Below are 22966 nucleotides of genomic sequence, written 5' to 3' on the forward strand. Positions count from 1 at the left end.
TTTTATTTAATTGTACTATAGCACTAAGACCTTTTTTTGTCAATATTAGTATATTAATTGTATTATATTATATACCTCTTTAACACAAATTATTTCTTTTTTACTATTCTGACTCTGGTTTATTGTCTAACTCTGCTCCTTCAGCAACCTTTTGGACTTCTTCACTAACTAGTTGTGACTCGTCAGACTCCTCATGTTCAACAATTGCAACACTAGACACTAATTGTTCATCAGTTAGTCGAATTAATTTTACCCCTTGTGTTGCACGGCCAGTTTGTGAAATTTGTTGAATTGGTGTTCGGATAATAACCCCTTTATTTGTTACAATTATTAGATCCTCATCCCCATTTACAGCCTTCATGGCCACTAATGTTCCGTTTTTATCCGTGATAGTTAACGTTTTAACACCTTTTCCACCACGTTTTGTTTTGCGATATTCTTTAATTGAAGTTCGTTTACCAAATCCGTTCTCTGTTACTACAAGAATTTCTTGGTCCGTTGTGACCATTTCCATTCCAATTGCAACTTCATCTTCCTCTAAGAAAATACCTCGAACACCAGCTGCTGTACGTCCCATTGGACGAACCTCAGTCTCATCAAACCAAACAGCTTTTCCACCACTAGAAGCAATAATAATATCATCTTGTCCAGATGTTTTTCTTACCCCGATAAGTTCATCGTCTTCCCTTAACGATAGGGCAATAAGACCATTCGTTCGGATATGTCCAAAGGCCGATAAAGTAGTACGTTTTACGACACCAAATCGTGTAGCAAAGAATAAAAATTCATCATCATTAAATTCTTTAACTGGGATAATTGCACTAATGTATTCATCCTGCGCGATTTCAATAATATTTACAATAGGTAATCCCTTAGCCGTACGCCCGTATTCCGGAATCGTATATGCCTTTTTCTGATAAACTTTTCCCTTACTTGTAAAGAACAGTAAATGATCGTGGGTAGATGTTGATAATAATTCTTTTACATAATCATCATCATGCGTCCCCATTCCTTGGACCCCTCGACCTCCACGATTTTGAGATCGATACGTTGATATCGGTTGACGTTTAATATATCCATTATTAGTCAAGGTGATAATAACTTGTTCCTCTGGAATTAGATCTTCATCTTCAATATCAAAATCAGAACCCCGAACAATCTGAGTGCGACGCTCATCACCATGTTTTTGCTTAACTTCAAGTAATTCTTCACGAATGATTGCATGAACACGTGATTCATTCGCCAAAATATCTTTTAAATCAGCAATTAAAACGACTAAATTTTGATATTCATCTTCTATTTTACCTCGTTCTAATCCTGTTAAACGGCGAAGGCGCATCTCTAAAATAGCTTTCCCTTGACGTTCCGATAAAGAGAATTCTGACATTAATGAATTTAACGCTTCTTCATCATTAGAAGAACCACGAATGATTGCAATAATTCGATCAATATGATCCAAAGCAATACGTAATCCTTCTAAAATATGAGCACGATCTTCGGCCTTATCCAAGTCGAATTTTGTACGACGAACAATAACTTCTACCTGATGTTTAATATATTCTGAAATAATCTCTTTTAGGTTCAATACTTTAGGCTGCCCATCGACTAAAGCTAACATATTAATACCGTAGGAAACCTGTAATTGAGTTAACTTAAATAAATTGTTTAACATCACCTGTGGATTAACATCTTTACGCAATTCAATAACAATACGTGTTCCTTCACGATTCGATTCATTTCGTAAATCCGTAATCCCATCTAAACGCTTTTCCTTAACTAACTCAGCAATTTTCTCAATTAAACGTTCACGATTAACCTGATAAGGAATTTCAGTTACTAAAATAGAATATTTGCCACCATGACCTTCAACGATTTCACATTGAGAACGAATCATAATTGATCCATTTCCTGTTTCGTAAGCTGAACGAATTCCTTTCGTACCTAAAATTAGCGCACCTGTAGGTAAATCAGGCCCCTTAATAAACTGCATCAAACCCAAAATATCAATTTCAGGATTGTCCATATAAGCTAAACAACCATCAATAACTTCCGATAGGTTATGAGGTGGAATATTCGTGGCCATACCGACTGCTATCCCGGTTGTCCCATTAACTAGTAGACTTGGAAACCTTGCCGGTAACACAACAGGTTCTTGTTCCTCACCATCAAAGTTAGGTTGGAAATCAATCGTATTTTTATTAATATCCCGCATCATTTCCATTGCTAATTTCGACATTCTCGCTTCAGTATAACGCATTGCGGCCGCTCCATCGCCATCAATCGAACCAAAGTTACCATGCCCATCAACTAAAGGATAACGATAACTAAAATCTTGTGCCATACGTACCATCGCATCATAAACAGATGAATCGCCGTGAGGATGGTACTTAGCGATAACATCCCCAACAATACGGGCAGACTTTTTATATGGTTTATCACTGTGCATTCCTAAGTCATTCATCGAATATAAAATTCGACGATGAACAGGTTTCAATCCATCACGAACATCTGGTAGAGCACGTGATACGATAACACTCATCGCATAATCAATAAAAGAGGTTCTCATTTCTTTAGCAATATTATGCGGTTTTACTTGGTCATATCCAGACATTTTCGTTCCTCCTGATACTATCTATTGCTTTGAATTAGAAATCTAAATTTGTCACATATTTTGCATTAGCATCGATAAATTCTCGACGAGGTTCAACACGATCACCCATTAAAATATCAAAAATTTCATCTGCTTCAACAGCATCTTCAAGAGTAACCTGTAATAATGTACGCACCTCTGGATCCATCGTCGTCTCCCATAACTGTTCAGCATTCATCTCTCCAAGACCTTTATAACGTTGGACATTTGGACGTGGCGTTGGTGACAATGTTTCCATAACCGCATCAAGCTCCTCAGGTGAATATACATACTCAATTCTTTTCCCTTGTGTAACCTTATAAAGTGGTGGTTGAGCAATATATACATACCCTTTTTCAACTAAAGGTCTCATATATCTATAAAAGAACGTTAATAATAGTGTTCGAATATGGGCTCCATCAACATCGGCATCGGTCATAATAACTACCTTATGATAACGGGCCTTTTCAATATCAAATTCATCCCCTACTCCAGTTCCGATGGCATGGATCATACTCTTAATCTCATTATTTGCATAAACTTTGTCGATTCTGGCTTTTTCAACGTTTAATACCTTTCCTCGTAGTGGCAAAATGGCCTGAAACTTATTATCTCGTCCCTGTTTTGCCGATCCACCCGCTGAATCTCCCTCGACTATAAATAACTCAGAAATTTGGGCATCGCGCGATTGACAATCGGCTAGCTTACTCTTAAATCCAAGAGATTCTAATGGCGATTTACGACGAACCATTTCACGGGCACGCTTCGCCGCCATTCTTGCACGCGCCGCCATCAATGCCTTATCAATAATAATCCTTGCCGCTTGCGGATTCTCCATTAAAAATCGTTCAAAACCTTCTGAAAAAATATTATCCGCAATACGACGAACTTCGCTATTCCCCAGTTTTGTTTTAGTCTGTCCCTCAAACTGAGGATCTGGGTGCTTCGCTGAAATAATTGCCGTTAATCCTTCCCGAATATCCTCACCGATAAGGGCATCATCGCTCTTTAACAAATTCAATTTTTTAGCATAACTATTGATAATACGTGTTAATGCCGCACGGAAACCAGCTTCGTGAGTCCCTCCCTCATGTGTATTAATATTATTCGCAAATGAATAAATATTTCCCGCAACACCCGTATTATACTGCATTGCAATTTCAACGCTAATTCCATCGCGCTCACCTTCAACATGAATGACCTCGTCGTGAATTACTTCTTTATTTTTATTTAAGAAGCGAACATATTCACTAATACCGCCTTCATAGTGAAATTCATGACGTTGTGGTTTATCAGACCTTAAGTCCTCTAGTGTAATCTTTAATCCTTTATTTAAAAATGCTAACTCACGAATACGATTGCGCAAGATATCATAGTCATAAACTGTTGTTTCTGTAAAAATAGTCGGATCCGGCTTAAATTTAACCTCTGTCCCCGTTGAATCAGATTCACCGATCACATGCAACTCATCAATTGGTGTCCCCTTTTCAAATTGTTGAAAATATTTTTTACCGTTACGGTTTACCGTTACCTCTAGATGTTCAGATAAGGCATTAACAACTGAGGCCCCTACACCATGTAATCCCCCAGAAACCTTATATCCTCCACCGCCAAATTTTCCTCCAGCATGAAGTACCGTATAAACCGTTTCAACAGTCGATTTCCCTGTTTGCTTATGAATATCTACTGGAATTCCCCGACCATTATCTTTTACAATTATCTCGTTATTTTCCGTAATAGCGACATTGATTTCTGTACAATAACCCGCTAAGGCCTCGTCAATCGAGTTATCTACAATTTCCCAAACTAAATGGTGTAATCCACGGCCACTCGTTGAACCAATATACATTCCTGGTCTTTTACGAACCGCCTCTAAACCTTCTAGGACTTGAATATTACTTGCATCATACTGTTGTGTGTTCGTCATTTCCTGCGTCATTCATATCACCTATCCTAATCTTTGCATTATTAATCGTAAAAATATCAGCTAATTCAATCATAAATTTATCAATTCCGTCAATATTTGTTGTCGTAATAAAGGTTTGTACCTTATTTTTTATCGTATTTAGTAATTGAGTTTGACGAACATCATCTAACTCACTTAAAACATCATCCAATAATAAAATAGGATACTCATTTAAAACAGAATAAATCAACTCAATCTCGGCCAATTTCATCGATAATGATGCTGTTCTTTGCTGACCCTGTGATCCAAATTGATGAGTATTTACCCCATTAATTGAAACACCGAAATCATCACGATGGGGACCTAAACTAGTTGATCCTAATTGAATATCCTGATCATACAACTCTTTATATTTTTTTAGCAATACTTCTTCGCTTAACTCCAAGTTCTTAAATGAATTTATATAGTTTAAACTAATATCCTCTAACTGGTTAGAGATTTCTCCGTGAATTTCCTTTGAAAACAACTCTAGTTTATTTAAAAAATCAATGCGGCTATTTAGCACATAAATAGCATGTGGAACTAATTGTTCAGTAATAACATCTAAAAGCAAATCATCCGTACGATTCAATCGTAATTGCTTTAATAACTCGTTTCTTTGCTTTAATAACTTCGAATATTGGCCTAAATGAAATAGATATGATGGTGATAACTGCCCAATCTCCATATCCATAAATCGACGACGATACTGGGGACCACCCTTAACCAAGGATAGATCTTCTGGGGCGAACATTACAACGATCAACTTACCTACATAATCACTTAACTTCTTCTGGTCAACTCCGTTATAACTCGCCTTTTTCCCCTTTTTAGAAATAACTAAGGATAATTGCAACCTATCACGTTCACGGGTAATATCAGCCTCAATACGAGCAAAATCCTCATTAAATAAAATGAGTTGAGAATCCTTACTCGTCCGGTGTGATTTAGTCGTCGATAAAACGTAAATTGACTCAATCAAACTTGTTTTCCCCTGTGCGTTATTTCCAATAATAATATTAATATTTTTTTTAAACTCGACAGTAGCCTGTTGATAATTTCTAAACTGCTTTAATGATAATCGATTAATAAACATTAATCTAACCCTCTATTTCTGGATTAAAATAATAAACTCACCAAACTCTTCAATGGATACAATATCACCCGGATATAGCTTTCGACCACGACGATTATCTTGTTCACCGTTTATAAAAACCGGGATTTCTTCTAAAAAGAATTTTACACTTCCGCCGCTTTCAATTAAATTCTCATACTTTAAAAACTGACCTAGTGTAATATATTCACTTGTAATAAAAACTTCAGTTTGCATACTAATCACCTTTTTCTTTCTATATATATTATAGCATAATTGGTAACTTTTTAACACGATAAACCGTCCTAAAAAAACTCTCAAATCCACTGATTTTAACGCCTTTTCTCCACTTTTCCCTATATAAAAAAAGGGGATTTTTATCCTCATCTCTAACGTTTCTAAAAAGTATGTTTATTACTAAAGAATTTCCTTGATTCCCCCTCCCAGAGATGTCCACAACTATATTTTAAAACGAAAGTTTTATGACACTAAAATGCATACTCTAAATAAAAAGAGGATTTAGGGTTCTATAATATTTAGTGTTGCTGATTAAGCAGCACTTTTTTCATAGGATAAAAAAAAGAGACTTCAAGTCTCAATCCTGTTACAATGTTATCGACTAAAACAATATTGAAAGGATAAGATTTAATGTCTCACTCATATTTTACTAGAAAACTTTTAAATATTAAAGATAAAAATATTACATTTTCAGAAGATTATCTTGAGGAAGTGAAGTTGAACGGAATTACTAGCTTTATCTTTAAAGGTATTCTTACGTATCAACCGACTCATTGTCAAAAATGCGGAACCCTATTTGATTCAAAATTTAAGAAGCATGGATTTAAAACCTCTCGAATTGTCATTCCAAAAGTCTCTCTTCACGATACCTACTTAGACCTAAAAAAACAGCGTTATTATTGTGGGCATTGCCAGTCTACTTTTACACTAAGTACTTCAATTGTTGAAAAGAACTGTTACATTTCTTATCATACGAAACACGCCATTGCTTTAGAGGCCGAAAATAAAATTTCTGAATGTGATATCGCACGTCGCCATCAGGTCTCTCATTCAACCGTCAATCGAATCATCCATAGCTTTTATGAATCTCAAACCTTAAACCTTAATTATTTACCTGAAAATCTCTGTTTTGATGAATTTAAATCCGTTAAGTCTGCTGAGGGGCATATGTCTTTTATTTTTTGCGATGCTGACTCAAAACAAATCATCGATATCGTTGAAGATCGTCGTTTAAACTCCCTTCAAGCTTATTTTAAACGATACACAAAGGAAGCACGTCATCGAGTAAAAAATATTGTGATTGATATGTACGCTCCTTACATCAGCCTCATTAAGGATCTTTTTCCTCATGCCCAAATTATCATTGATAAATTTCATCTCGTTCAACATCTCTCTCGTGCACTGAACAAAACTCGAATCCGATTCATGAAAAAGTTCAAAAAGCATGGTCGTAAATTCAAACGTTATTGGCGCTTATTTTTAAAATCTCACGCTTTACTTAATACCACCACTTATCGATCAGTTTACTGCTTTAAACAACCCATGCGTGAAATTGATATCTTAAACTTTCTACTTGATTTATCTCCTGAATTAAAAGCAACCTATGATTTATATCAAGGGTTACTTTTCGCTCTTCAGACAAAAAACTTAAAACGATTTAATCATTTACTCGAAACGGAACATCCGCTTGTTTCTCCTGAGTTTCAAACGGCTTTCCAAACCTTTAAAACTTATCAATCCTATATTAAAAATACACTCTCAACTCATTACACAAATGGTCCCATCGAAGGAATTAATAATAAAATTAAGGTCATTAAGCGTATTGCCTTTGGATATCGTAGTTTCTATCACTTTAAATCTCGTATTCTCATGGTTCAAAATCTAACAAAGCCTAAAACGAAAATCCTAGCAGCATAGCTACTAGGATTTCGATTTGAATTTTCGTTGTAACAGGTTACAAATTAATCAGCAACACTATTTGACAAAGAACCGGATTTAGTCGCTCAATGGCGTCCTAAATCCCCACATTAGTCCTCACTAATTTGTGAAGACTCTAAAACTTTTTTTAATTTCTTTTTAAAATCTGGCCTTGGCATCATTAAAACTCTCTCACAGTGACAACACTTGATTTTAATATCAGCCCCTAAACGAATAACTTGCCAACGATTAGTTCCACAGGGGTGCTGTTTTTTCATTTCAACAATATCATTCAAACCAAATGATGCATTATTCACTACTGTGCCCCTCCTTCATTCTTCTGATAAATTACCATTTTAGAATATGGAATCTCAATATTATGCTGGTCAAAAGATTTTTTTATTAATCGACGTAACTCACGTTGAATATGCCATTGTTGTAATGGTGAAACCTCTGCTATCATTCGAATAACAATTGCTGAATCAGCTAATTCTTGTACACCTAAAATTTGTGGCAACTGTAAAATAGTCTCATATTTATCAAAAGCGTCTTGTGCTACACCCTCTAATACTAAAATTGCTTGATCAATATCGGCCTCGTATGCAATGCTAATATCCAACACGGCTTGTCCATTTGAAACCGAGTGATTAATCACCTTACCTATATTTCCATTAGGAATAATCACAATTTCCCCGGTTAAGACACGAATCTTTACAGATCTTAATCCAATTTCTGTTACTGTTCCTGTATTCCCGTCAATTTCTACAAAGTCTCCTACTGAAAATAGGTCTTCAAAAATGATAAAAAATCCCATCGTAATATCATCTAACATACTCTTTGCGGCAAATCCAATTACAACAAAGAAGGCACTGGACGCAATTAATAAATTTTGAAGTGGAATAAAAATAGATACTAACCATAGAATCAAAACAATATTAACAGTATATCGCCAAATATTTAAAGACAGGCTTTCAAATGTTTCTTTTCGTCTCTCTGTTCCCCCAGTAACCTTCTGAATACGTTCAACATTTACAGCAAAGGCTTTTTTCAACATGTTCTTTCCAAGCCTTCTTATAACTGACATGATTACACAAACTAAAATTACACTAATAATTTTGAATCCCACGTTAATTAGTAACTCGTTTAATTGTTCCTTCGCAAAAAAATTCTGAATTCTATCAGCAAGTGCTAGAGAAATAGCAAAAAACGGATTTACTTTTATTATATCTGGACTAAAAAACAAAAAATTCAATTAACTTCCTCCTCATTTACTCTAATCCCATCATCTCCAGTAATCTATTTAAATCATCCATTGTCATATAATCAATAATAATTTGGCCTTTACCATTTTTTTCTTTAAGTTTAACCTTTGTTCCAAAATAAGATTTTAAATTAGATTCGACATATTCTAGGTGCGGATTTACTATTTTTTTTATTTTCTTCTCTTCTGCCGGATGTGTAATTCCAATTTCTTTTATTAAATCCTCTAGTTCACGAACCGAAATTTGTTTTTCTTTAATAATATTTACGAGCTTTAAGACTAACTGTTCATCCTTTAATCCCGCTAAAACTTTACCGTGTCCCACCGAAATTACACCATTTTCGATTTCTTCCTGTACCGATTGTGGTAATTGTAATAAGCGCATCGTATTGGCAATATAAGCACGGCTTTTCCCTAAACGTTCTCCCAATCGTTCCTGTGTTAGGTCTAACTTTTGGATTAGTAAACGATACGCCTCTGCCTCTTCAATAGCTGTTAAATCCTCGCGTTGTAAATTTTCAATTAATGCATATTCCATCATCAAATGATCATTAAATTCACGGATAATAGCCGGAATAGTCTTTAATCCTGCCTGTATGGCCGCTCGAAAACGTCTTTCTCCAGCGATAATTATATAACCTTTTATGTCTTTTTTCACAATAATTGGCTGAAAAACACCATGTTCTTTAATTGACATGGCTAATTCTTTAATTTTTGTTTCATCAAAATATTTACGTGGTTGATATGGATTAGGTCTTAAATCACCGACTTCTAATTGATGAATAACCTCTCCCTCTTTTACCTGTTCAAAAGACTCTAGGCTTTCAATGTCATGTTCTTGAAATAGTGCACCTAATCCTCTACCCAATCTATTCGCTGACATTATTTTTCACCACCTCTTTAGCTAAATCTAGATAAAATTGAGCTGCTGTTGATTTCTGATCATACGCAATAATAGACTTACCAAAGGATGGCGCCTCACTCAATCTAACTAAACGTGGAATAATTGTATTAAATACCTTTTCTTTAAAATATAGCTTAACCTCATTAATCACATCTAGTCCTAATCGTGTTCTACGATCAAGCATAGTAAGAAGTACACCTTCAATCGATAAATTTCGATTCAGGCGGCGTTGAACAATACGAATTGTATTTAATAATTGTGTTAATCCCTCTAACGCATAATACTCACATTGAACAGGGATTAATGTGGAATCCGCTGCTGATAATGCATTGATTGTTAAAAGACCTAATGATGGTGGACAATCGATAATGATATAGTCGAAATAATCCTTTACCTGATCTAATTTAGGTAATAACTTAAATTCACGGTCTTTTTCCATAACAATCATAGATTCAAATCCTGCTAATTCTTGAGACGAGGGGATTAAAAATAAATTTTCCTCATTCGTTTTTAAAATTACTTGACTCGTTGGTGTCTCGTCCACCAGTAAATCAAAAACCGTTAACTCAGCGTCTCCTTTATAAACACCAATACCTGTAGAGGCGTTAGCTTGGGGATCCATATCAACAAGTAATACTTTATGACCCAAGTAAGCCAAGGATGCTGATAAGTTAATACTAGATGTCGTCTTACCAACTCCACCTTTTTGGTTCGTTATAGCGATAATTTTCCCCATATTAACCCTCCTAAAGTCATACTTGCTAATATTTTACCACGAAATGATAAGTTATGAGAAATAAATTTGGAACTTAATCAGTAAATTTTGGGTTTTATAAAGGTACACATTATACCCAATAAATATTATTTCCAAACATGCTATTTTTATGAAAAAAATTGGTTTTTCCCACCTTAAAATATCATCTAATTATTGCTGGTTATAGTATTAAAAGAAAGTTCCTGTGGATAACAAAAAGATTTTATCCACACCTGCCCAATAGAACCCTCGTTCACTGTTATTTAATAACAAAAAAAAGGGGCCTATGACCACAGACCCCTTTACTGCTTACGCTTAGGTAAAGAAATTTTAATAACATAGGAATCGTCTAATTCCTCAGTTTCGTGATTTACCCTCATCCCAGTTTTTTCAACCATCATAATAGCCTGTTTAAAGGTATTCATAGCAATTCGACAGTCTCTTGGCATACGAGAAATAGTCTTGGCTTTCACTGGTTTTTCCTTTGGATTTAATGTCTCGTCTATTAAGCGTTCTGTTTCCGAGACATTTAAATCCTTCTCTATAATTTTTTGCAATAATTGCTCTTGCAATTGAAAATCCTTTACTGTCAATAGCGCACGTGCGTGTCGTTCTGTAATATTACGCTCCAAAACTGCCTGTTGCACCGCTTCACCTAAGTTTAATAAGCGAATTTTATTCGCAACAGTCGACTGAGATTTCCCCATCTGTTTCGCTAGAGTGGCCTGCGTAATACCATGTAACTCAATCAATTGTTTATATGCCATAGCCTCCTCAATAGCCGTTAAATCCTCACGTTGAATATTTTCAACGATTGCAATTGATGCTGATTGGCGATCATCATAATCCCTTATAATAGCTGGAACTTTTTCCAAACCTATTAGCTTTGAGGCACGATAACGTCTTTCCCCAGCAATAATTTCATAACCGCCTTCAAATTGACGAACAACTATAGGTTGAATTACTCCGTGTTCTTTAATCGATTCCGATAACTCAGAAATCTTTTCATCATTAAAGATATTTCGTGGTTGATATTTATTTGGAATAATTTTCGCAATAGGTAATTGAATAACTTCATCCTTTGGTTGGTTACGAGAATCATCCCTTAAAAATATATTAAACACCCTGAATCCCCCCTTATAATAACAGTTAAAAATCACTCTTAATATTTAAATTATAGCTTATTTTTCTGCTTTTTTCTAGGATTTCTATAGCTTTACCCTGGCCCATGACATTTAAGCCTATTTTAATGGTTTATTTTTAATTTGACCATAAGCCCTAGGATACTTATTAGGTGTTTTTTTGTGTTTTTTTGTATAAATATTAGTGCGTGATCCCGCTTCCTCGGGTAATTCTATTTGTTTAACATCAATAATCTGTACACCTAAAGTTTCGAGTGCCCGCTTTGACTCTATTAACTCATCTTCACCTGTTTGTCCCTTTAAGGCAATAAAATATCCCTCTTCTTTAACCAATGGAACACACAACTCGGAAAGAATGTTTAATCGCGCAACCGCACGGGCAGTTACAATATCAAAGGACTCCCTATGACGACCTGCATATTCTTCCGCCCTAGAATGATACGCCTGAATGTCTTTTAACTTGGTCTCGTTGATAACATGATTTAAAAAGTTAACTCTTTTTCCTAGCGAATCGACCAAATCCATTTTTAAATGTGGGAATACAATTTTTACAGGCAATGCTGGAAATCCAGCCCCAGATCCGACATCACATAGTGTTCTACAATTTCCAATCTCCTCAAACATCAAGAAGCCAATTAAGGAATCATAAAAATGCTTTAAATAAACTTCATTAACTTCAGTAATTCCTGTTAAATTCATTTTTTCGTTCCACTCTACTAATAATTCATAATATCGGTGCAACTGCCATTTTTGTTCTTCGCTTAAATCAATACCAAACTCTTTTAGTCTACTGTAAAATTGTTCTGGTGTCATAAAAAACCTCTCCTTAGCCCAAAAGAGTTAAGAGATCCTTTCCCTTAACTCTCAATTTATATTTTTACTTATTAAATCTTCCAGATTCAATATAAACCATTAAAATTGAAATATCCGCTGGATTTACTCCCGAAATACGGCTAGCCTGTCCAATTGTTAATGGACGTACATCTTTAAGTTTTTGTTTCGCTTCTATAGCAAGATTTGGAACATCATCGTAGTCAATTGAAATGGGGATTTTCTTTTCTTCAACCTTACGCAATTTTTCTACCTGTTGAAGAGCCTTATTAATATATCCTTCATACTTAACCTGAATTTCAACTTGCTCAATAACTTCTTTAGAAATATCCACATTTTTTTCATCGATAAGGTTGTGGATATGTGTGTAAGTTATTTCAGGGCGCTTTAATAAATCAATTGCTGTAATCCCATCTTTCAGTGGAGAAGAAGGAATACTTAATAAATACTCATTAGTATTTCCCTTCGGAGTAATTTTAATCATCGATAAACGTTCTTTTTCTAATGCGATAGCTTCTTTCTTATTTAAGAATTTTTTATACTTTTCTTCACTTACCAATCCAACCTGGTAACCATACTCTCTTAACCTCATATCTGCATTATCATGACGTAATAACAAGCGATACTCCGCGCGAGAAGTTAATAAACGATAAGGTTCTAATGTCCCTTTTGTAACTAAATCATCTATTAAAACCCCAATATACGCCTCACTTCTTTTCAAGATTAACGGGTCTTTCCCTTGAATTCGTAATGCGGCATTAATTCCTGCCATAATTCCCTGACCGGCCGCCTCTTCATAACCACTTGTTCCATTAATCTGCCCTGCAGTATACAAATTTTTTACTAATTTCGTTTCTAGAGATGGCCATAATTGCGTAGGTTTGATGGCATCATACTCAATCGCATAGGCATATTTAACAATTCGACAATTTTCAAGTCCTGGTATTGTTCTAATCATTTTTTCTTGAATATCACGTGGTAAGCTACTTGAAAATCCCTGAACATAGATTTCAGGAATATGTTTACTTTCAGGCTCTAAAAAAATCTGATGTCTTGGTTTATCATTAAAACGAACTATTTTATCTTCAATTGAAGGACAATAACGAGGACCAACCCCTTCAACGGCACCTGAATACATCGATGAGCGTTCTAGATTTTCCATTATAATGTGGTGTGTATCCTCTCCAGTATAGGTTAAATAGCATGGAACTTGATTTTCTAACGGTAGGTGGTCAACGGTGTCGAAACTAAACGATCGAATGACGTTATCACCAGGTTGAATTTCAGTTTTCGAGAAATCAACACTATCCGCTGCTACACGTGGAGGGGTTCCTGTTTTTAAACGAAATAACTCAAAACCTAATTCCTTTAAATTATTTGATAAACCTAACGAGGTTTTTGCTCCGTCTGGACCACTTAAAGTGATTTCGTCACTAATCATTACTTTAGAATGCATATATGTACCCGTAGTAAGAATGACAGCTTTTGATAAAATCTTTTCTCCACTCTCTAACTGAACCCCTTTTACCTCTCCACTTTCGACAAGTAAGTTATCCACAATTTCTTCTATTACATCTAAATTTTCTTGGGATAAAACCGTCTTTTGCATTTCGCGTGGATAATCCACTTTGTCTGCCTGTGCCCTTAGTGCGCGAACGGCCGGACCCTTGCCTGTATTCAACATTCTCATCTGAATATGTGTTTTATCCGTATTAACCCCCATTTCACCGCCCAGGGCATCGATTTCGCGAACAACAATTCCTTTTGCCGGTCCCCCAATAGCTGGGTTACAAGGCATATGACCAATGCGACTAATATCTCCTGTTATCATCAAGGTTTTACACCCCATCCGCGATGGTGCCAATGCTGCTTCAATACCAGCATGTCCTCCACCGACAACGATTACATCATATATCATCAACTTCAACTCCTTATACAAAGATATTTTTTCATTCAACGTAACTATTTCATTTTACCTCTAAATGTCGACAATAAACAAGAAAAAAGAATATATCCCCTACATAGGCGGCTTTTTATCCCTTTTTTTCAACGAAATACAACATTTTATTTCAAAAAATAAATTACTTAAGAATTGAGTTTAATGAATTTCAGTATAAAATAATTGTTTTTTTATGTTCACCCCTGCATAATATAAATATCTATATTTTATATCAAAAACATCCCCCTTAATAAAACGACATTTTTTATTAATTAAACATTTTTTATATGAGATAAAAAGAGTGATTACTCATATTTTATGAAGATTGTCCATAATCCTCTCAATATAGTACATAACTCACACCGCAGATTTACCTAGAAAAACCACTCAAACTTCTATTTAACATTCATATAAATATCATCCAAAATCGATCCTTTTTAAATCCAAACAAGACTGTTGCCTCTTTTCGAGGGAGGTATAAATGAAATTAATCTTTTTTAAAATTAGATGAAGACGGAAGAAATGAAAGATACTTATACTTATTTATGAACTGATTATATTTCATGGTGCATTCAATTATTTTAATTTTTTTGATCTCACAACAACGATAATCATCAATTTTATGTAATTATAAAGCTAACCCCCTCATTTATCCACAAATCAAAAATGTGGATAAGTTATTATTTCTCCGTTTATTAAATCACCAACTTTATTTTACAATACGATTGTTACGTAAACCCAAACGATATATTTTTACTAACGGCAGATTTACCCGTAACAATAACTTCCCCTACAAGCTTGTTTTTATCAATTCGTTTTATTATTGATGATTTTTATTTTTATTATTCATTATTTTTATAAAAAAAAGAGCCAATTGGCTCTTTTTTTATTCTGTTCGAATTGGAACAATAAGTTGAATTGTCGTCTCATCGTACTGATCTCGAAGAATAAATGGATACATATCTCCGTTAAAACTCATAATTACGCTTGATTTATTGATTGCTTTAAGAGCATCCAAGATGAATAAAGCACTACAAGCAATTCTTAATTCTCCTCCTGAAATCATTTCCACTTGGACCTCTTCCTCAACCTTTCCAATTGCCGGATAGTTAGCTGTAATTAGCATTTTATTTTCATTAGGTAAAATATTTAATTTGACAACCTTCGATTCTTGATCACGGGCAATCAAGGCAGCACGGTCAAAAGCCTCATATAATTCATGATAATTAGCCTTAATCTCAATCCCAAATGTTGTAGGAACAAAATCTTTAGTTTCTGGATATTCTCCATCTAGCAATCTTGATTGAAAAGAAATATTTCCAATCTGGAAAAGTACCTGGTTATGTGCTAAGTATACGTCAATTGCATCATGCGAATCATCTAAAATTTTTGATAATTCAATTAAACTACGTCCTGGAATAACAATATTAAAAGGTTCATGCAGCTTATTTAGTGGAATTACTTTTTTTGATAAGCGGTAACTATCTGTTGCAATACACATCAGTTCATCAGCATCATACCTGAAGTTCACCCCAGTTAAAACCGGCCTGTTTTCAATATGTGCAGTTGAAAAAACTGTCTGTCTTATAATCGTTTTTAACAATTGTTTTTCTAAATGAATCGGGTTATCATGTTTAATCAGTTCAATGTTCGGATATTCCGAAACATCTAATCCATTTAAGGTATACTCACTACGTCCACATTTAATAATGACATAATGTCCCTCAAAGGTGCTAATTTCTATGATATCCCCATTTAATTTCTTTATAATTTCAATAAAATATTTTCCTGGGATAATAATTGATCCAATCGAGTCAATCTGTATTACTTGTGTATCATTAACCTCTAACGGTAAAAACGTATTAATTGTAATATCTGAATCACTCGTAGTTAGATATAATCCTTCTTCAGAAACAACAAATTTGATTCCCATCAATGCAGGAAGAGGCGTTTTTGATGGAATCGCCTTACTAATATAAGACAGTTGGGTTAACAATAAATGACGATCAATCTTAATTTTCATCTGAATCACTCCTATATAGTTATATATTATTGCTGTTTAATAATCTTTTTAGTAATAAAATTTGTGGATATAGGGGATAAGGCTATCAAACCAAATAATAACAGTATCGGCACCCTGTGTGTAATATGTTGATATTATGTTGATAAATTAGCCCTTCATCTTCAAACCCATGTGTATAACTTATGATAATGTTTGTTTTAAGTCACTAATAGCCTTCTTTAAATCCGTATTATCCTTTAACTCTTTTTCTATTTTTTCGCATCCATGCATAATCGTTGTATGATCCCGCCCGCTAAATGCTTCACCAATTTTAGGAAATGAACTACCCGTTAATTCCCGAGTTAAAAACATGGCCACTTGTCTTGCATAAGCAATATTTTTTTTACGTTTTTTAGATAAAATATCCGCAACAGATACGTCGTAATAAGCCCCAACCTCTTTAATAATGTTATTTACATCAACTTTTGATTTTTTTTGCTCAGCCCTAAATAAATCTCTTAATGCTTCATTAGCTAATTCAATAGTGAAATCTGAGTTATTAATTGTCGCATAAAAAATTAATCTTTTTAAAGCTCCTTCTAATGTACGCACATTACTGTTAAATTTACTTGCGATAAACTCTAACACCTCTTCAGGAAATTCCTCTAAATTAATATTCTCCCCGGCCAATTTTTTTTTCATAATTTCTATACGTGTTTGGGTATCCGGAATTTGAATATCTGCTTGTAATCCCCACTCAAACCTCGAAGTTAAACGATCCATAATATCCTTCAAATCTGATGCCGGACGATCCGATGTAATAACAATTTGCTTATTACTATTATACAATTCATTAAATGTATTGAAGAATTCTGTTTGAGTTTGTTCTTTTTTGGACAAAAACTGTATGTCGTCTATTAAAAGAACGTCGATATTTCGATATTTTTCTTTAAAAGATTCAAAATTATTATCTAATGTTGCATGACGGTAATCGTCAATAAACTTTTCAGAGGTACAGTATAAAATTCTCGACGAAGGATTATCATCTAAAATGAAATTTCCTATCGCTTGCATTAAATGGGTTTTTCCTAGTCCAACACCACCAAATATATATAAAGGATTCGCAACTTCCCCTGGTCGTTCAGCCACTTGAAGAGCAATCATGTACGCGAGTCGATTGCTTTTTCCAGCAACAAAACGATCAAAAGTGTATGTTGTATTTAAATTACCTCGATAATATTTTGGCAAATTAGGATCTGGCTTCGTTAAATCAAATGCCTGTTGATCATTTTTCACATAATCGGCAGTAATAAATTTAACATCATAATTTAAACCAGATACCTCTGCTATCATCTCTACAACTTCTTTTAAATAAAATTTATCTAGCATAAATTGTTCGTGATTGTTTTGAACAATAACGTACATTTTGTTATTTTTTATTTTATAAACCTTCTTAGGCGTGCTAAAGAACATATCAAAAGATTGTTGTGAAATATTTGACTTTAAACGATCAATAGCATCATCCCATATTCGTTGATATTTTTCCACCGTGTACACCTCATCTTAGAGTCTCTTCTATCAACATTATAGCATAACAAAATGTTAAAGAAGTCCACAAACTATAAAAAAAAATAAAAACTTATTAACATCTTGTGGATATTATTAAAATCAATACATATTACTACACTTTTCGACAACAAAAGGTGGATAAACTATTCTGATTTTATTGATATTATCAACGTTTCTATTATTTATCCTCATATCCACATGTCATATAATCAACAAATTGTCGAAATGTTGATTATATTGTGGAAAGTGAGATAAAATTAACACTATATCTATGTTTATTAACATATCCACATGTGTATATAATTTTTATTATCTGGACAATATATAGGTGCTTATGCAAAAAGTAATGTTTGACTTTCTTTTGAATATTTACTATAATATTGAATTATGCTATGGTATAAGACTCTTAGGAGGTGTTATAGATGAAACGTACTTGGCAACCTAACAAACGTAAACGTGCAAAAACTCATGGTTTCCGCGCTCGTATGGCAACACCAGGAGGACGTAATGTTTTAGCGCGTCGCCGTAAAAAGGGTAGAAAAGTGTTATGTGCATAAGACCACTCTTTAAAGTGGTCTTTTTACTATATAAAAAACTATAGCGGGTGAGCTAATGCAAAAAAAATATCGAATTAAAAAAAGTACCGAAATAGAAAAGGTAATGAAGCGTGGTCGTTCAAGGGCAAATTCTTATTTCATTATATATAAATGTATTAACAAGGAAATAGCTAATCCCCGGTTAGCCGTTTCTGTGGGAAAAAAGGTCGGAAAAGCCTTTGAACGCAATAAGGTCAAACGATACATTCGAAATATTACTATAGAACATCTAAATGAGATAAACCCTGATTATGACTATTTTGTTATTGCACGAAAAGGTGTAAAGGAATTAGATTATGCCGAATGTAAGTACCAATTAGAGCAACTATATAAAAAGATCGGAATGATCCCAAAGTCATAAATATAAAAAACGTCAAAATAGACCTCAAATGGGGTCTATTTTGACGTTTCACTAACCCAAATGTTAAAATAAATTATTATTTAACTATACTAGTTTCGGAGGTGTTTGCATGTTTCAAGATACAATCGCAGGTATTGCCACTGCCATGGGAGAGGGAGCTATCTCTATTATTCGTGTCAGCGGTAAGGATGCCATATCCATTACAAATAAGTTATTGAATGGGCGAGATTTACATAAAGCTCAAAGTCACACGATTAACTACGGTTTTATATACAATCCCGAAACGGGAGAAAAGGTTGATGAAGTGCTAATTTCAGTGATGCGTGCTCCACGCACCTTTACTGCCGAAGATGTTGTTGAAATAAATTGTCACGGTGGGATATTGGTAACAAATAAAATTCTTGAATTGCTATTGGTTGCCGGAGCACGAGTCGCTGATCCCGGAGAGTTTACAAAAAGGGCATTTTTAAATGGTAGAATCGATTTAGCCCAAGCGGAATCTATTATGGATATCATCCATGCTAAAAGTGAACAATCATTATCTCTGGCCTTGAATGGATTAGATGGTAGAATATCACGTCTAATTAAGGAAATGCGCGAGGAAATATTGAACATTATTGCGAATATAGAGGTTAATATCGATTACCCAGAGTATGATGATGTAGAGGAGATGACTTCCGAATTACTACTTCCTCTTTCCATGAAGATAAGGGAAAAAATGATTAAGCTTTTGGAAACTGCTAAAACTGGACAAATTTTAAGAGATGGAATTAAAACTGCAATTATTGGACGACCAAACGTAGGAAAATCAAGTCTACTTAATCAGTTGATGCGGGAGGAAAAGGCAATTGTAACGGATATAGCTGGGACTACCAGGGATACTGTTGAAGGATATATAAATGTTGGTGGATTAACACTTAATTTAATTGATACAGCTGGAATACGGGAAACAACAGATATTGTGGAAGCTATTGGCGTAGAAAAGTCGAAAAAAATATTAAGTGAAGCACAACTAATCTTACTCGTTTTAAATAATAATGAACCACTAACAGATCAAGATAGACAGTTATTAAAACTTACAGATGAAAAAAAACGAATTATTATTTTGAATAAAACAGACTTAGAATCTAATATTGAACGTAATGAAATTCCTAACTATATTGAAACTTCAATGGTTTTAGATGAGGGTATTGAACTTTTAGAAAATAGTATTAAAGAAATGTTTGAGCTAGGAGAGATAGGTTCTACGGATATGACCTATATATCAAATGCTCGTCATATCGCTAAATTAAAGCAGGCCCTTACCTCCCTCGAAGATGCAATTGAAGCGATGAAAATAGGGATGCTTGTGGATATGGTTGAAATTGATATAAAAAATGCCTGGCATATTCTTGGGGAAATTCTCGGGGAAGATATTGGAGATGCATTACTAGATGAATTATTTAGTAAATTTTGTTTAGGAAAATAAATCAAAATGTAATTAAAATAAGTACACAAGTCAAACTTAATAAAATACTTTTTAAACGAAGCTATTTGAATAAGAATAGTTTCGTTTTTTTCTTTTATTTGTTATTTTTAAGGTTGGTTCGATGAAGAAATAAGGCCTGTTATGGATGTTTTTAAATGTAATTTTATTTAATACTTTATTTCTTATCTATTAAGTGTATTAGCACTTTATTATATATAACGAGTGTGCCTATAGAAAAAAGAAACACTTAAATAAGTATTAGAAGGGTGAACAGTAATCGACAATATAAAACATTATGCGATAAAACATACACAGCATGTGTGTATAAATTTTAAATACATCAACAGTTTATTAACAAGATATCTACAATCTAAAATATGATAATATCAATAAATTTAGGGTTTATCCCCAATATCCACATATATTATTTTTATTATTATTAAAAAAAGAAAAAATATATTATCGAATTATGTAGAAACTTGTTATTTATCTCGAGATAACGTCGAAAAAAGAAAAAAACAGTTATTTTGTAAGAAAATGAGTTATATCGCTTGAATTCCGAGAGTTTTAAACTTTAAACTATTAATGTGCAATTTTTAAGAAAAATTTTCCAAGGAATGAAAATACACTTACCCTATGCAATTTTCAACTCTTCAAAAATGGTTTTTAATTCCACACCTTTTTGAGCTTTATGATAAATTAATTTCACTAATTCTTGTTTTTGCTTTCGTTGACACTGGCGTAAACTGTCACCCAAACAACGATTATTTAACGTTATTCGTTTTAAATAAAGGTAAACGAATTGAATCATTAACATCAATCGTTTAATCCCTTGTAAAGTTCGAATTTGATAGTTCCCCATTCCGAAATTTTGCTTCACTTCTCGGAAGAAAATTTCAATAGGCCAACGTTTAGTATAGTGTTTAAGTAGTTGTTTGGCAGACATTTTCAAATCATGACTCATAAAACAACGTAAAGCTTTTTCTTCCAAAGGAGCCGTTTGGCGCAACTTAAAATGATTTGGACGACATGTCCCCCTCTTATTCGTCCCTTATATAGATACGTATAATAACGCTCAGATCCGACGGTCACTAAGTCGAGATCATGAAGGGATAATGTTTTCGCAAATTGTTTCAGTTGAATTCCGTTGGGACGGTAACCTTTAGGAAGAATGATTCGATTCGTTTTAATCGCTCCTAAATAATGAAACCCGACTTGCTTAGCCGTTTGAAGGAGAGCTTCACACGTATACCAACTATCCGCTAAGACATAGCCTTTATAGGGAGGTTTGGGTAATTCCATCAGAGCTCTTCGAACGAGTTCGATTTTACTCTGTTTCTCTTTTTCATAGGGAATGATTTGATAAGGAAGAATTAAATCCTCACATTGAAGCATCAAGGCGACAAATTGATGACCATAAACGTGTTGATGATGAAGATGAGAAAAGTGCCAGCTACATCCTTGAATAGGATGTGTTGCCCGTGACGAAGGTTTAGTTTTAACACAAGTCGTATCATCAACCATCACGTAAATAGGTTGTTGAGTTTGATAAGAACGCTGATAGATACAGGATAAAACATAGGTTTGAATCTGGTGACTGATCGCCTCCTCATCCCAAGGACTATCCGTTAAAAATCGTCCAAAACTTGTCCGATGACAGTGTTTAACGGCAGAGATTTTCCCCTGATAATTTTCCTGAATCATCAAGTTTAGAAACTGGTTAACATGATTAAACTGAGGTTTAGATAAGAATAAATCTAAATCAAGTTGTTTTAAAAATTTGAAAATTGAATTTGAATCTGATATAATACTATCCATGAACATTAACTTAATTCCCCCTCGTTAATTGGTTGTAGGAGACTTAATTATACAGGGATTTAAGTTAATGTTTTTTCTTTTTTTACTGGTATTTTATAGCTGGAAATTAATTGGAAGTAGTTTTGCACATTAATAGCTTTAAATATTTAAGATCACTTGTGTTTAATCTCTATAATTCGACAAAAACAAACACCTTATTCACATAGTTGTTGATAATAATCGACATATATCAACAACTTGTCTACAATTTATTCACATCCAAAAACATCGTTAAATCGACACTTTAGTACACTTATCCACTGTATCCCCAACGTTTATTATTGATTTTATTATTTAAACAAAATATTATTAATTATTGCATTTTGCGACTAAAAGCATTATTTTTTGACATATGACAACAGATTCTTTGTATCGAAGTTTAGGTGAAATAATAAAAAAATAATATTTTAAAAAATAAAATAAAAGGACTAGCGAAAATAATCAAATTTAAATTCTGCAAAATAAAACATAAATTAACATAATTCACGTTATTGCAAAAATTTTATTATTTTGTCGAAGAAGGTGTTTGGAGTATAGGATAAATATTCGATGAGTAAATATTGACTAATAAGAGCAAAGGGTATAATATTTAAATAATTAAATATTTACGTTGAAAAGGAGAGTAGCTTTTAATTGAAATTGTAGCGATCTAGGGATGGTGAGAGCCTAGAATGGATTTG

Annotated in this window: 19 protein-coding genes and 2 other annotated features (2 of these 21 cut by a window edge); of the genes, 4 read left to right on the top strand and 15 right to left on the bottom strand. The window is 33.8% G+C overall.

The window, feature by feature from the left end; genetic code table 11:
• Positions 1-4, bottom strand: a binding site (T-box leader); it reaches 227 nt to the left of the window's first position.
• Positions 5-103: 99 nt separating this feature from the next.
• The 4 genes from gyrA to yaaA are packed head-to-tail and all read right to left on the bottom strand — an operon-like array spanning position 104 to position 5961.
• Positions 104-2611, bottom strand: a complete 2508-nt coding sequence (gyrA, locus tag AACH31_RS11605) for a DNA gyrase subunit A (protein ID WP_161831448.1) — start codon at positions 2609-2611, stop codon at positions 104-106.
• A 34-nt stretch (positions 2612-2645) separates the two neighbouring features.
• Positions 2646-4568, bottom strand: a complete 1923-nt coding sequence (gyrB, locus tag AACH31_RS11610) for a DNA topoisomerase (ATP-hydrolyzing) subunit B (protein ID WP_161831446.1) — start codon at positions 4566-4568, stop codon at positions 2646-2648.
• Positions 4534-5670 carry a DNA replication/repair protein RecF gene (gene recF, locus AACH31_RS11615; protein ID WP_161831444.1) on the bottom strand — a complete coding sequence of 379 codons (1137 nt, stop codon included), beginning with the start codon at positions 5668-5670 and terminating at the stop codon, positions 4534-4536. The genes gyrB and recF overlap by 35 nt, the downstream gene beginning before the upstream one ends.
• A 12-nt stretch (positions 5671-5682) precedes the next feature.
• Positions 5683-5961, bottom strand: a complete 279-nt coding sequence (gene yaaA, locus AACH31_RS11620) for a S4 domain-containing protein YaaA (RefSeq protein ID WP_432766966.1) — start codon at positions 5959-5961, stop codon at positions 5683-5685.
• A 354-nt stretch (positions 5962-6315) separates the two neighbouring features.
• Between yaaA and AACH31_RS11625 the strand changes: the two genes are divergently transcribed.
• Positions 6316-7602 carry an ISL3 family transposase gene (locus AACH31_RS11625; protein WP_338617700.1) on the top strand — a complete coding sequence of 429 codons (1287 nt, stop codon included), beginning with the start codon at positions 6316-6318 and terminating at the stop codon, positions 7600-7602.
• Positions 7603-7712: 110 nt separating this feature from the next.
• Here AACH31_RS11625 and AACH31_RS11630 read toward each other — a convergent pair whose 3' ends face one another.
• The 9 genes from AACH31_RS11630 to dnaA all read right to left on the bottom strand — a co-directional run bounded on the left by AACH31_RS11630 (position 7713) and on the right by dnaA (position 17983).
• A complete protein-coding gene (locus AACH31_RS11630; protein ID WP_161831442.1) occupies positions 7713-7919 on the bottom strand; it encodes a DUF951 domain-containing protein in 207 nt (68 codons plus the stop codon).
• On the bottom strand, positions 7919-8854 hold the full coding sequence (locus AACH31_RS11635) for a mechanosensitive ion channel family protein (protein WP_237658889.1): 936 nt from the start codon (positions 8852-8854) through the stop codon (positions 7919-7921). Before AACH31_RS11635 ends, AACH31_RS11630 begins: the two co-directional genes overlap by 1 nt.
• A 16-nt stretch (positions 8855-8870) precedes the next feature.
• A complete protein-coding gene (locus AACH31_RS11640) occupies positions 8871-9746 on the bottom strand; it encodes a ParB/RepB/Spo0J family partition protein (protein ID WP_161831440.1) in 876 nt (291 codons plus the stop codon).
• Positions 9733-10503 (bottom strand): ParA family protein, encoded by a 771-nt coding sequence (locus tag AACH31_RS11645; protein ID WP_161831438.1) that lies wholly within the window; start codon positions 10501-10503, stop codon positions 9733-9735. Before AACH31_RS11645 ends, AACH31_RS11640 begins: the two co-directional genes overlap by 14 nt.
• A gap of 320 nt (positions 10504-10823) precedes the next feature.
• The gene (noc, locus tag AACH31_RS11650; protein ID WP_161831436.1) at positions 10824-11645 is read right to left on the bottom strand and encodes a nucleoid occlusion protein; all 822 of its coding nucleotides are present in this window, start codon (positions 11643-11645) and stop codon (positions 10824-10826) included.
• Positions 11646-11762: 117 nt separating this feature from the next.
• Complete coding sequence (gene rsmG, locus AACH31_RS11655; RefSeq protein ID WP_161831434.1) at positions 11763-12476, bottom strand: 16S rRNA (guanine(527)-N(7))-methyltransferase RsmG; 714 nt, start codon at positions 12474-12476, stop codon at positions 11763-11765.
• Positions 12477-12540: 64 nt separating this feature from the next.
• A complete protein-coding gene (mnmG, locus tag AACH31_RS11660; RefSeq protein WP_161831432.1) occupies positions 12541-14412 on the bottom strand; it encodes a tRNA uridine-5-carboxymethylaminomethyl(34) synthesis enzyme MnmG in 1872 nt (623 codons plus the stop codon).
• Between the two features lie 907 nt (positions 14413-15319).
• Positions 15320-16456 carry a DNA polymerase III subunit beta gene (dnaN, locus tag AACH31_RS11665; RefSeq protein ID WP_161831430.1) on the bottom strand — a complete coding sequence of 379 codons (1137 nt, stop codon included), beginning with the start codon at positions 16454-16456 and terminating at the stop codon, positions 15320-15322.
• Positions 16457-16636: 180 nt separating this feature from the next.
• Entirely contained in the window at positions 16637-17983 is a 1347-nt protein-coding gene (gene dnaA, locus AACH31_RS11670; protein WP_161831428.1) for a chromosomal replication initiator protein DnaA, read from the bottom strand.
• Between the two features lie 443 nt (positions 17984-18426).
• Here dnaA and rpmH point away from each other — a divergent pair, with 443 nt between their 5' ends.
• From rpmH to mnmE, 3 genes are all read left to right on the top strand, one after another.
• Complete coding sequence (gene rpmH, locus AACH31_RS11675; RefSeq protein ID WP_006784010.1) at positions 18427-18561, top strand: 50S ribosomal protein L34; 135 nt, start codon at positions 18427-18429, stop codon at positions 18559-18561.
• A gap of 55 nt (positions 18562-18616) precedes the next feature.
• Positions 18617-18961 carry a ribonuclease P protein component gene (gene rnpA, locus AACH31_RS11680; RefSeq protein ID WP_161831426.1) on the top strand — a complete coding sequence of 115 codons (345 nt, stop codon included), beginning with the start codon at positions 18617-18619 and terminating at the stop codon, positions 18959-18961.
• Between the two features lie 109 nt (positions 18962-19070).
• On the top strand, positions 19071-20429 hold the full coding sequence (mnmE, locus tag AACH31_RS11685; protein WP_161831424.1) for a tRNA uridine-5-carboxymethylaminomethyl(34) synthesis GTPase MnmE: 1359 nt from the start codon (positions 19071-19073) through the stop codon (positions 20427-20429).
• A gap of 634 nt (positions 20430-21063) precedes the next feature.
• Here mnmE and AACH31_RS11690 read toward each other — a convergent pair.
• Positions 21064-21393: a transposase gene (locus AACH31_RS11690; protein WP_338617288.1), complete on the bottom strand. Its 330-nt coding sequence runs from the start codon at positions 21391-21393 to the stop codon at positions 21064-21066.
• The gene (locus AACH31_RS11695; protein WP_338617289.1) at positions 21390-22253 is read right to left on the bottom strand and encodes a transposase; all 864 of its coding nucleotides are present in this window, start codon (positions 22251-22253) and stop codon (positions 21390-21392) included. Before AACH31_RS11695 ends, AACH31_RS11690 begins: the two co-directional genes overlap by 4 nt.
• A 634-nt stretch (positions 22254-22887) precedes the next feature.
• Positions 22888-22966: a binding site (T-box leader), on the top strand (it continues 146 nt past the right edge of the window).

The sequence above is a fragment of the Turicibacter faecis genome (assembly GCF_037076425.1).
Classification (GTDB): domain Bacteria; phylum Bacillota_I; class Bacilli_A; order MOL361; family Turicibacteraceae; genus Turicibacter; species Turicibacter faecis.